The sequence below is a fragment of the Orbaceae bacterium lpD02 genome, assembly GCA_036251875.1.
Lineage (GTDB): Bacteria > Pseudomonadota > Gammaproteobacteria > Enterobacterales > Orbaceae > Orbus > Orbus sturtevantii.
In genome coordinates, this window is sequence record CP133960.1 from 643,439 (window position 1) to 656,158 (window position 12,720).

Annotated in this window: 7 protein-coding genes; 3 read left to right on the forward strand and 4 right to left on the reverse strand. The window is 40.0% G+C overall.

Translation table 11 applies throughout. The features are described 5' to 3' along the window. Positions 1–145: 145 nt before the first annotated feature. Positions 146–4,123, reverse strand: coding sequence for a filamentous hemagglutinin N-terminal domain-containing protein (locus tag RHO12_02685; protein WVD66688.1), 3,978 nt, complete (start codon positions 4,121–4,123; stop codon positions 146–148). Positions 4,124–4,181: 58 nt separating this feature from the next. Beyond that, the gene (locus RHO12_02690; protein ID WVD66689.1) at positions 4,182–5,891 is read right to left on the reverse strand and encodes a ShlB/FhaC/HecB family hemolysin secretion/activation protein; all 1,710 of its coding nucleotides are present in this window, start codon (positions 5,889–5,891) and stop codon (positions 4,182–4,184) included. Positions 5,892–6,217: 326 nt separating this feature from the next. Between RHO12_02690 and RHO12_02695 the strand changes: the two genes are divergently transcribed. Beyond that, positions 6,218–8,179 carry an FUSC family protein gene (locus RHO12_02695; GenBank protein WVD66690.1) on the forward strand — a complete coding sequence of 654 codons (1,962 nt, stop codon included), beginning with the start codon at positions 6,218–6,220 and terminating at the stop codon, positions 8,177–8,179. A gap of 74 nt (positions 8,180–8,253) precedes the next feature. Here RHO12_02695 and proP read toward each other — a convergent pair whose 3' ends face one another. Next, a complete protein-coding gene (gene proP, locus RHO12_02700; protein ID WVD66691.1) occupies positions 8,254–9,762 on the reverse strand; it encodes a glycine betaine/L-proline transporter ProP in 1,509 nt (502 codons plus the stop codon). Between the two features lie 476 nt (positions 9,763–10,238). Between proP and RHO12_02705 the strand changes: the two genes are divergently transcribed. Beyond that, positions 10,239–10,772 carry a hypothetical protein gene (locus tag RHO12_02705; GenBank protein ID WVD66692.1) on the forward strand — a complete coding sequence of 178 codons (534 nt, stop codon included), beginning with the start codon at positions 10,239–10,241 and terminating at the stop codon, positions 10,770–10,772. Positions 10,773–10,810: 38 nt separating this feature from the next. Continuing rightward, the gene (locus RHO12_02710) at positions 10,811–11,773 is read left to right on the forward strand and encodes a zinc-binding dehydrogenase (protein ID WVD66693.1); all 963 of its coding nucleotides are present in this window, start codon (positions 10,811–10,813) and stop codon (positions 11,771–11,773) included. A gap of 7 nt (positions 11,774–11,780) precedes the next feature. Here the strand turns inward: RHO12_02710 and RHO12_02715 are convergent, their stop codons facing one another. Continuing rightward, the gene (locus RHO12_02715; protein WVD66694.1) at positions 11,781–12,659 is read right to left on the reverse strand and encodes a LysR family transcriptional regulator; all 879 of its coding nucleotides are present in this window, start codon (positions 12,657–12,659) and stop codon (positions 11,781–11,783) included. Positions 12,660–12,720 lie beyond the last annotated feature (61 nt).

Consider the following 12,720-nt stretch of genomic DNA (forward strand, 5'->3'; position numbering starts at 1 on the left):
GCCGCTTTTAAACGACTGAAATTTGCACATAAAAAAGCCCAATACAAGGTACTGGGCTTTGGGTTAAGCATGAGCGTTACCTTTTGTCGTTTTGCTATTGATTTGACAGCTTATAACAAAACGGGTAATGCTCTCTTAGCTAGATTTAATCAGTGCTATACAGATAATATAAAGCATCAATCGTTATATCGTCTGCCGCTTCAATCGAGCCAAATAAGTTATTAACCATTGTTGCTCTGCCTGTGATTGTTCCGTCTTCATTAAGGTCTTTGCCTATATTAATGGCTCCACCACTATATATTGTACCGTCTGTGTTATTGAGCATATTTAGCGCAAGGTTCATCGTGTCAGCTGATTTGATTCTACCACTGTTAATCAACATGCCATTAGCGGCTATCGACATCGTACCATTGGTTTGTATCAGGCCACTATTAATTAATTTATCTTCAACACTAATCGTTAAATCGCCTTTGGCTTCAATCGTACCTGATAGGTTATTGACTGTTCCAGCTTTGCCTGCAGCAATTCCTAACATAAATATAGAATCAGGGTCTGGATTATCGTGAATTTCCAAATATTCGCCAATACTAAGCTCTCCGCCACTACTTATGTTACCCGAATTTTCTAGAGTATTTACGCCAATAGCTAAACGTTTACCTGCCTCTATTGTTCCGCTATTAGCCATTACCCCCTCGTTAGGACTAATATTATTTATATCATCATATTTTGGTTCAACAAATTTAGTTGTAGTTAAGTATATATTATATGACTTCATCTTACCGCTGTTATTTAAACTAATAGCTTCAACATCTAATACTTCACCTGCAGTGATAGTTCCTTTGTTATCAAAATCATGGGCGGTGATTGAGACATTGGAATCTACCCCAGAAGCATTAATATTTCCGGCATTAACGAAACGGCCATCTTTTCCAGTATGAGTCACATATTTTGCATCTATTTCACCTATGTTAGACATATCATGAGATTTTATGTCAACTAAATTTTCTGCCAAAAGAACGCTATCATTATTGATGGTTTGCTGACTGCGTAGGTAAAGATTCTTAGCATAAATTTCACCTTGGTTATCAATCCCTTTTTCTGCATTAATATAAACATTATCACTGAAAATAATTTTGTCATTTTCTTCATCATAATCGGAGCTATATATACCTCCAGAATTAGTAACTTTACCATTACTTTTAATCGTCACCCCTCTATTTGCACCCAATCCGATTGAATTATTTACATCACCGGCTTTTATATATATGCTATCTACATCAATGAAACCATCAGAAAGGTTAATCACCTTATCACTAGTTAAACTAACGTTCCTAGAAAAACCTAGCATAGAATTAAAATCAATACCTTGTTTGCCATTTAAATTCGTATTAGCTTTACCAGTCAACCATCTACCGGTAGTAATTTTTCCGCCTGCTGTAACATTTATATCATGTTCGGAATATGCATAATATCCAGTATTAACGTCTTTATCGGCTTGTATAGTAAGGTCATTTTTCGCTCTGAGCTTATTGGTGCTCAATACTGACTGCTTACTGGTTAAAGTAACGTTTTTACCATTAATTGTGTAATTGTTAATAATATCGTGCGAGCTACTAATATTAATGTCTTGGTTTGAGCCTTCACTAGTATCGCCGCGATCGTTACCAATAGCGGCCTTATTTATAATTTGCCCCTCTGAGGTTATGTTAATACTGCTCGTTGTTGACTCAATACCGATTTGTCCTGAACTATGATCTAAATCTGAATTACGGATACCAACGTCTACATCAGTACCGGTACTTGTCAGTGTGATATTCTTACCAGAGATACGACCACCATTATTATTAATAGTATGCTCGCTAACTAAGGTAGTATTTCCGCCTTTAAGTATTCCTGTATTTTCAATATCTTGTTTAGCGTTGATGTTAAGTTCCTGAGCTGCTTCAATAACAGCATCCCTATAATCAAAATAATCGTTATAATGATTATTTTGATTAGTAACTTTACCTTCTGCAATAATAGTGATATCAGTAGCGTTTATTAGCTTAGAGTTATTCACATCATGGGCTTGTAAAGTAAGATTTTTACCTGAGGAAATTTCACCGCCATTATTAATTTGCTCAGCACCTATCGTTAAATCGCTTTTTGCTTCAATGGTGCCTGATTGGTTGTTGACGCTTTGGGATTTGCCTGTGATTGTTCCATCATCATTAAAGTTTTTACCAATATTAAGCGCCTCACCACTAGATATTTTGCCATTACTATCGTTATTAAGTTCATTTACCGCGATGTTGAGCACTTTATTTGCTTCTATTGTGCCACGGTTAACCATTTTTCCTTCATTACTGTCACCGTTGAAAAAAGGCATCTCTGTTGATAATAACATCTCGTCATTTGATTTTAATCCGCCATTGTTATACAAATCTTGGGTTACAATAGCCAGCTCATTGTCCGTAGTGATGATATTACCATCATTATTAAATATACCATCAACTAAATATTGACCCTCTCCACTAGTAATATTACCTTGATTATCAAAATCATGACCATTAAAGTGTATGTAATGCCCTACTAATATCTCGCTGGTATTGACCATACGACCTTCTTGTGCGGTAAACACGATACTGTTTGCATTTATTTTAGATGAGTTATAGATATCATAATCTGAAGAAAATGAAAGCATATTATTCGATAAAATAGAACCGCTATTATAAATTGCTTGTTTACTATTTAAATTAAAATTGTAACCATCAATAGTTCCCTTATTATCAAATACTTTCCTTCCTTCAAGTATCACAGATAAGTTAGATTGATCTTTAATTTCACCTTCATTAACAAATTCATCAATCGTCTTAATGTGTATTTGAGCGTTATGAGCCCCCCAATCACTAGCTCGAATATAATAATCTTCTTCATCGCGATTATATTTGTTATTACTGGTTGACCGAGTATTACTGTCATGATTAACCGTTTGTTGGCTACTTAAACCAATTGAACTATTATCAATATTTATTTTGCTATCCAAACGTTGCCGTTCGTTTTCATCAGACAAATTTTCAGCGTATATTAGACCTGTATTGGTAATTTTGCCTGTAGCACCAATAAGTATAGCTCGATATTCACCATAAACACCTAAAGTGCCAGCATTTCTTACACCAACACCCGTCTCAGTACTTGACATTTTAATTTTATTGGCATACATTCCGCCTAAAGCAGCAACATCAATCGCTAACTGCGGTTTATCCTCATCGCTATAAATTTTATCGATATCTACATTGGCAGCAGAAGAACCATCATCATAAACCCATATATTGTGGTAGACATTATTTTTACCGGCAATAACCATCATTTGATTAGCATATATCTGACCATTAATATTTACTGTGCGAGCAATTAGATCGGTATAATCTTGTTCACGACTATCAAACTCACCATTAATGGTAATATTACCTTGCTCGACGTGGTAACCTTGTAGTTTGCCGTCTTCGCTGATAATCGCGCTACCGGTGGTAAGGGTTGCGCTACGAGCATTAATAAAGCCACAGCCATTACAGGTAATACCGGCTGCGTTGGCAATGACCACTTGGGCTGTTTGCCCCGCTACTTCAATTTTACCGTTCAGTTGGCTAGCATTAGCTGAGTTAATTTCATTTAAAATAACCTTAGCGCCGCCAGAGTGAGCTAAGTTGCTATTACCGGCAATATTGCCACCTAGCTGAGTGTTTGATGACTGCGCGCTGTTATTTAAAATTACGCCGTCTCGTGATACATCAAATTGGTTGTATTTATTGTGTGAAACGCCTGCTTTATTGGCTTCTTGAATATTGACTACCGTTGGGCCATTGGGACGCTCGATAATGGTCGGGCGCTGTGACTGTGCAGCGCTGTTATCACTGATGATGGTGCTCGCCTGACTGTGGGTTACGATACTCACCATACCGAGAGCCACAAAGGTTAAGAAGCTCAGTGGTTTTAATGCTGCAGTCACTTTACTATGGCTAGCGGTGCTGGTGGCTTTTTGGCTGCTGCGCCCTTCACCTTGGTGACGCTTAACGATTTCCGCTACCACCATCATGATGCCGCGCGCTTTGTTAAAAATAATACGATAAAAATGTTTATTCATAATTGATTCCGTTTGTATCTGTGTTTATTCGTGTAACTATTTACACTAAATTTGTCACCTAATAACTCCAACTTACATTAAACCCAAGGGTGACATCATTGGTTTTAAATCCTTTTGGTTTATAAATCGGCACGCCAGCAAAGCCATCATACGCAATGCCAAACACACTGCCCCGTAGCCCAATCGCACTACCGGCTAGCTTTTTACCTAATTGATATTGAGTGTTCTCGCCGGATATCTCACCGTAATCGAGACCTAAATAGAGTTCATTATTCAGTGGCGTACCCCAAGAGACTTCATTACGCACATACCAGCCATTATCGGCGGTTAAACTACGCTCACCATCAAAGCCCCTGACCGTCCATCGCCCACCGATTGAAAAACGCTCCGGCGGCGTTAACGCACCGCCTCTCGTAAATTGGCTTTGATAATCGAGGTTATAACGAAAGCGCTGTTGCCCAACAGTGAACGGCATATTGATAAACAGATTTAGATTGAAAATGTCAGATAACGCTGTGGCGTAACCGCTGCGCTCCTCTGGCGCTTGATGCGCCCCAAACCAGCGCACGCCTTTTTTATAACTGGCGCCCATATATAAAGTCAGGGCGTTAAAGTAATGACGGTGATTAATCCCCAGTAACCAACTGGTGGTTTTACGCTGTTGCACTTCGATTTCAGTATCTTCCACGTAGTTATGCGATTCCCTAAAGTTAAGCCCATAACTTAAGGTGGTTTTTTGAGTGGCATTACGGTGAATAACGCGGCTAAGTTGCACATTGGTATTGCGGCTACGACCACTGTATTGATAATCGGGTCGGCCGGCGATATTTTGATGATAGTTGTTATTGCTCAGTGAGGTGCTTAAGGTCCAATAGCCGATGGGCACCGAGTATGAAAACAGGTAGTTTTTTGAGCCGTATTTACTGTTGCCTTCTAAATCATGGCCACCCGAGACGTAAAACGAATCACTGATCCCCAGTGGATTGTCCAGATAAAGCGTTAATCCCCCTTGGTAACGTCCCGTCTCTTTAGAGCCAGAATCATCGAGTGACATGCCAATACGCCAGTATTTTGACTGAGTGCGGTTAATCACAATATCACTCTCACCGGCTTCTTTGCCGGGAACCAGCTGGATATTGGTATTCACCGTTGGAATACGCTCTAAGTTCTCCAGCCCTTGCTCAATATCACGTAAATTAAGCAGCTCGCCCTTGCTAATCGGTAACGCCGTGTATAAACGTGCACGCGTGTCGCTGCCTTCGGTGTAATAGATATCACTGACCGTGCCTTTGACCACTAATAAGGCTAAGGTGCCGCTGCTTAAGTCTTGCTCAGGAATCACGATTCGGGTGGTGATATAACCGTAACTAATAATGCGATTTTGTAATTCAGATAATAAACGATAAATACCTTTACCACCTAAACACTGGCCTTTGGCTTGGTTAGATAACACCGATAACGGCAAGGTAAACGGTAGCGCCTCTCGGCCACGCAGTTCAACGTCATTAATCACAAAACAGGGTGACTCAGTTGGAAAGGTGATTTTACGTGCACTGGTTAACCCTGACTGTAAGCGAATATCAGGACGAACGGGTGATAAACGATTTTGTAAGGCTTTTTGTTGCTCTTGCTGATAAATTAACTGTTGGTTACTTATCGCGTTTTCCGTTTCTGTCGGTAATGGTGCGGCTAGCGTATAAAACGGTAAGGCTATCAGGCTACATACTCCGCCAACATAACCTAACCAACTAAATGATGTTATTGACATATTTGCACTAAATTTAAGGTTAATTTACAAAGATGCAAATCTTATTACAATAGTGAATAAAAATAAAACAATTTTACAATTCAAATTACTATTAATTTGATTAATTGACGTGCATACATGACGATCAGGTTGCTGATGCCAGCATTTGATGGCTATCGTTTATTGGCTAGCGATAGGTTTGGATTAAGGCATTGACTATCGTTGCGATAAATCACTCATTAGCCAATAAACCACTTCATTGCCAGCTTAAAAAAGAGTATATTACGCAACCAATATTTTGATTTTACTTACTAATGGTATCGACTTAATAAACCATGCTCCTAACTATGTTCCCGCGTTATTTAACTGTTAAGCCTTTCCTGACTCGGCCGGTGCTTTATTACGGTTTATGTTTAGCATTTTCATCTTGGTTTGCCTTTTTTATTGCGGTAACGGTTGATTTGCCTAATCCATATTGGGCGGCAATGCCAGCTTGGGTTATTTTCCAACCTACGCGAGGATTGTTATTAGAGCGGGCGATTTACCGTTTTGTCGGTACGTTTATTGGTGCGGCGATTGGATTTGCGATTTTACTTATTCCCCTGCCACCGATTGGGCAGCTGATCATCTTTACCGTGATTATTGGTGCAACCACCACCTGTTCGCATATTTTTAGAGGAACGATTGCTTACGGTTTTTTTACCACTGGATTAACCCTAGCGATTGTAATTATTCCGTCGATAATATCGCCTAACGATGCGATTAATCTGGCTATTTCGCGCGTAGTATGTACTTTTATTGGTTGTATTGTTGTGACGATTATTTTAGCGTTATTTACGCCTAAATTCCCGATTCGGTCGTTCTATCAAAAAATTCACTTATTAACCAGTGATGTTATTTTTTATTCAAATCAAATCATTAGTGCAGAAAGTAAAGAAGAGTGCCAAGATATTGAACAGACAATTCTGGCGAGTATTAATGATATCAATGACAATGCGGCAATTGCCGCCGCCGGTTCGGTTAATAAAAACCGTAAGTTACGCTATATTGATGCGATTGTGGCAGCCTCTTTAGATGTTATGGCGGCGAGCCGAGCAATATTAACGCGTAATCAACGAGAAAACGTCTTACCCAGTGAATTTAGTGACGACTTATTACAGCTATCAAAACAGATCAGCCACAAACAACCGTTTAACATTGCAGATTGTGACTTCTTTCGCAAATGGCAATTAGATAATGCAGAGCTGAAGCCGGAAATCAAACGCTTGCTTTACACCATACAGCAGTTATTAGCCGCGGAAGATGCACTACTAAATAATGTTGAACAGCACCGAAGCTTTATTAGCCAGAACTACTCTTCGACGCTATTATTACCCCATCGCGATTGGTATATGGCACTCAATATTGCCCTTATCACCTGTTTTATCGTGTTTAGTGTTAGTTTATCTTGCTATCTTAGCGAGCTAAATCTGGCGGAACAAGTGGCATCAGGGATCAGTATTTTTGCAATTGTGTTTGGTTCATTCCCCTTACCACAAAATAATGCCCCTAAATTATTTGTGGGGGTATTTAGTGGTGTAATGGTGGCAATGGTTTACCGCTTTTGGGTACAACCTTATATTCCTGACACATTTTGGTTATTAACTACCCTTATTCCGTTTTTATTGTTAGCCGGGATTTGCCGCGCCCATCCCAAAACCGCGATCCCAGCGATTGATGCGAATATGGCATTTTTATTTGCGGGTCATATCGGCATGCCGGCCGCCGATGCCTTTACAATCTTGAGCACAGATATTATTTATGTACTCTGTGCCGGTATTATTTGTGGCATGTTTATTCTGCTACCGCGAAAACCGGATAGCCAAGCGCTTAATGCCATTTTATCCATCCAGCGCGATCTTGATCGCATGATTACCAGCCAGAGTTTGGTTAATAAACATTGGTATCAGCAATCGACCCGACAATTATTACGTCTAATGCTGCATTTAAGCCGCGCAGGTAAATTAGGTGATGGCGCACCCAATGGTTCATTATCAACGTTGAATGTGGGTTATGCGATTATTATGCTACATGCCAAGCTAGAACAAGCAAAACATGACCACACTCACTATATTCGCATTAAAACGATACTGTATATTTTATCGCTAAAGCCGAAGGGAAATTTAGCCATAATTAAAACGCTTAATGAACAAATTCAGCATATAGAAGATAGCGATATTCGGCGTATAACCGAGATGCTGATTGATTCATTAACAGAAAGCCAACCATTTTTTGCCTATATTAATGAACTTAAGAAGAAATCGACCTAATGGTTGCTGCGAGATGGTTAAAGTTGCACTAACCAACGCAGTAACAGCGGCATGATATGCCGCTGCATCACTATTTAGTCGAGTTTTGGATGCTGATCGATCAGATTTTGGCGTTGCTTTTGCAATTGATCAATTTGTGATTCAATATCTTCAACTTTCTGCTCGATATGATTAAAGTGCTCAGATAAGATCTCTTTCGCTTCAGAGCGGTCAGATGCGGCGGGAGTTGCGCCTCTAAGCGGTTTATTGGCGGTTTCTTTCATTTTAAAACCAGTAATAATACCAATAACGGCAACCACCATTAAGTAAAAGGCAGGCATATATAAATTCCCGCTCTCTTCGACTAACCAGGCGGCGGCGGTCGGTGTAAGACCAGCAATTAAGACCGAAATATTAAACGATATCGCCAAGGCACTATAACGCACGTTGGTTGGAAAGATAGCCGGTAATATCGAGGCCATTACGCCAATAAAGCAGTTCAATATCACGGCAATAATTAATAGGCCTAAAAAGATAAGCGCGATAATATCGCTGGTGATCATTAAAAATGCCGGATAAGCAAAAATAAACAGACAAGTACTGCCGCCAATAATAAATGGCTTACGACCGATCCGATCACTTAATAGCCCGATGAACGGTTGAACAAATAGCATCCCAACCATAATGGCAATGATAATCAGTACGCCATGATCGGTGCTGTAATGAAGATTATGTGATAGATAGCTTGGCATATAGGTCAGTAGCATATAGTAGGTCACATTAGTGACAATCACTAAGCCGACGCAAATCGACAAGCTCTGCCAGTATTTAGTGAAAATCTCTTTTAATGACAACGTTGCAGGCTGGTCAACACTATTTTCTGGTTGCGTTTTTTCCATATTATCGACGTGCTGTTGAAACGCGGGGGTTTCTTCTAACGCATGGCGTAAATATAAGCCGATAAAGCCGAGGGGTAATGCTAAGAAAAACGGAATACGCCATCCCCAATCATGAAACTGTTCATCACCAAATAAGCTAGACAGTAATACCACCAAACCAGCACCTAATAAAAATCCAGCAATCGAGCCAAAATCTAACCAACTGGCCATAAAACCACGCTTGCGATCGGGTGAATATTCCGCAACAAAAATTGCGGCACCTGAGTATTCACCACCGACCGAAAAACCTTGTGCCAGCTTTGCCAGTAATAATAAAATCGGCGCCCATATGCCGATTGTTGCGTAGGACGGGATAAGACCGATACAAAATGTACTTAACGCCATAATCACAATGGTAATTGATAGGATTTTTTGCCGACCAAAGCGGTCGCCTAACATACCAAACACGAGTCCACCGAGTGGCCGAATAAGGAAAGGCACTGAAAATGTCGCCAAGGCGGCAACCATTTGCACGCTTGGAGAGGCGCTGGGGAAAAATACCTGACCAAGGACATAAGCGAGAAAACCATATACCCCAAAATCAAACCACTCCATGGCATTACCTAATGCGGCGGCGGTAATGGCTTTTTTAAGCTTACTGTCATCAATGATCGTAATATCATTGATATTTAAGGGGCGATTGCGGGTCTTTTTACTTTTTTTCATGATAGATAACCTTTATGAATTTTGTCAAAAGCGCTATTTAATAACCAAGTGTACGGATAAACATTACAGCTAACGATTAAGCAAGAAAAATAACCTGTTACATTCCACCTAGTATAGGTAATACAAGCTGCATAAAATTTAATTATAATTATAGAAGAGAGTAAAAAAACTAACTGTGATAGTGTGTTATAAACAAAAATTACCGATCTGCTTAACACAAAATAATTTTATTCTGTTAAAGACAACCGAGCTAGTATAGCAAAAGCAGCGATTGCTGTAAAATTCAATCACAATGATTTAATTGAATATTTATGATCAACTCTGTTAGTTTAGGCGAGTGACGCCTACCGTTAACCATTGACAGCCAGATAATAATTAACTTAACGAGATGCACATCGTGACTTAATATGATAGCAAGGGCTAGTTAACTTGGTATATTTTTGTATAATAAAAAGCGTACTTAAATAAGGATTATTATGAAACTCATTATGTCTAATTTAAAAACCCACAAAGTGATGATACTGGCGGTGATATGCATTGTATTAATCAGCTTGTTACCCATATCAAGCCTCGCTTTAAAATTGAATATAACAAAATTAACCGCTAGCCAAACGCTGATTTACACGATTGAAGATTATATCAAAGCGACGCTCATTTTTATTATTGCGGTTTGGGCGCTATTTCATTTTTATAAAAATAATAAAAGCCATATTAATAACTTCCTCAAAAAACATTTTTTAATTATTAAGGGCTTTGGCATATTATATGTGGCTATTTTGGCGATTGTGCCAGTATTAAAAAGTTCACTGGCCGTTTATGGTCAATTAAGTCCTTATCACCATATTCTGATCTATTTAGTTGTGGTTATTGTCTTTTTTTGTGTTTTTATTTCAAGCTTTGATGAAAATATTATGCAGAAACAATTCCGTTTTGCGGAAATATCGGTCTGCTTTTTCCTATGTATTCTGGGGTTGGCGCTATTCTTCTTCCTCATGCAGAGTCCAACATAACCACCATATCAATATCACATTTACTGTAAGGGGTGATCATGCCACAAATGAATGCTTGGCTATATAGCAATAACACCATAAAACTGGCTAGAAAAGCGATCCCGACCGTTGGGGAGCACTCGGTATTAGTCAAAAATAGCGCAATCGGCCTTAATCCGGTTGATTGGAAGCTTATTGCCGGCAACCTAGGCCATTTTAATGAAAACCTGATCCCCGGCGTCGATGGTATGGGAACGATTATCGCGGTCGGTAAACACGTGCCACAGTTAAGAATCAATAGCCGAGTGGCCTATCATACCGATTTACGCCAAGACGGTAGCTACAGTGAATATACTTTAGTTGATGGCCGAGCATTAATTCCGGTACCTGACGGCATTAGTGATATTGCCGCGGCAGCCTTCCCCTGCCCCGGTTTAACCGCTTGGCAAGCGGTACAAAAGCTCCCACAATTGAGCGGTAAGCGCATTTTAGTTAATGGTGCGGGTGGCGCGGTGGGCAGAATCATCTGCCAATTATTAATCGCACTCGGCGCAAAAGTCTATGCGGTCGCGAGTGAAAAGCACCATGCCCTATTAAGCCAAATCGGTGCGGTGCAGTGTGTGGATTATCACCATCGCCATTGGCTAGATGCGCTATCTACAATACGGTTTTATGCCGCATTCGATATGGTCAATGGTGAGAGCGCTGCGCGTTTAGCGCCATTGCTGGAGTATTATGGCCATCTGGTAAGCATCCAAGATCGAGTCGATAAATCGCCCTTACCGCCCTTTACCGCAAGCATTTCACTACATGAAATTGCCTTAGCCGCCCAGCATGTGTATGGCTCAGATCAGCAGTGGCAACAGCTTATGCAAGCCGGTCACCATTTGCTGCAGCAAATTCAAGTCGGTGCCCTTAGTTTACCGACTATCGAATCGGTGTCATTTAAACAAATCGATAAGGCCCTAGACAACCTAAAAAACCGTAATGATGGCACCAAATATGTCGCGTTATTCGATTAAGATCACGCTACAACGCGTATTGATAAGCAATTTGTTCAATAAATTGTTGTAGCTGCTTATTGGCGGTTGGTTTACAAATCGAGACAATATTGAGCATCGCGCCTTTATCCCAGAGTTCGGTATCAAAATGGCTCACCTCTTTATAAGGCTGAGCAAATAGGTGGGTGGGCAAAATACTCCAGCCCCCCTTATTATTTAATAACTGTTTTAGTAACTCGATATTGGTTATTTTTTGCCGCTGGTCAGAAATAGTTATCATTTGGCTCAATTGCGGACATAACTCAGTAAATGGCAGCAGTTGATTGGTTGATGCCAGCTCAAGCATGGTGACTTTGCCCGACTGATGAGTGAAAAAGTGCCGATTGGCATAGATGCCTAACTCGATAGTGCCAATTGCATACCAGGTAAAATCAGTATTGATCATGCGATTAAGCGCGGGATAAATGCCAATATCGGCCTGATCGTCAAGCAGCATTGCTTCTGCCTGTGAGCGATCGATATTGAGTAGGTTTAACTCAATTTTTTGCTGGGCAAAATGGTCAAGAAGCCGTTCAATAAACGCTTGAGGAATAAAACAATCATAGCAAATCGTGACCGTTTGCTTTAATTGCTTAGGTAGCTGCATGGCAAATTGGTCAAAAATGCTGGCTTGCTGTAAAAATAGACAAGCCTGTATATAGAGCTGCTTGCCTTCTAAGGTGAGTTCTAATGGTTTTTTACAGCGAATAAACAGTTCATAACCAAGGTTGATTTCTAACAAACTGATTAATTCACTCACGGTGGTGCGATTTTTTTTTAATTTACTGGCTGCTTTAGCTAGGTTATTGGTTGCACAAACAGCCACAAAAGCCTCGATTTGCGCCAAGGTAAAATGAATAGTCGACATAGCTTATTTAACCTAATGATGGGTTTCCCTACCTTAACTGATTTGAGAAAAAATACAATCT

Excerpts from the sequence above, each read along its gene's own strand:
- RHO12_02710 (WVD66693.1), top strand. The coding sequence starts at position 10,811 with ATGCCACAAATGAATGCTTGGCTATATAGCAATAACACCATAAAACTG.
- RHO12_02705 (WVD66692.1), top strand. The coding sequence starts at position 10,239 with ATGAAACTCATTATGTCTAATTTAAAAACCCACAAAGTGATGATACTG.
- proP (WVD66691.1), bottom strand. The coding sequence starts at position 9,762 with ATGAAAAAAAGTAAAAAGACCCGCAATCGCCCCTTAAATATCAATGAT.
- RHO12_02685 (WVD66688.1), bottom strand. The coding sequence starts at position 4,123 with ATGAATAAACATTTTTATCGTATTATTTTTAACAAAGCGCGCGGCATC.
- RHO12_02715 (WVD66694.1), bottom strand. The coding sequence starts at position 12,659 with ATGTCGACTATTCATTTTACCTTGGCGCAAATCGAGGCTTTTGTGGCT.
- RHO12_02690 (WVD66689.1), bottom strand. The coding sequence starts at position 5,891 with ATGTCAATAACATCATTTAGTTGGTTAGGTTATGTTGGCGGAGTATGT.
- RHO12_02695 (WVD66690.1), top strand. The coding sequence starts at position 6,218 with ATGTTCCCGCGTTATTTAACTGTTAAGCCTTTCCTGACTCGGCCGGTG.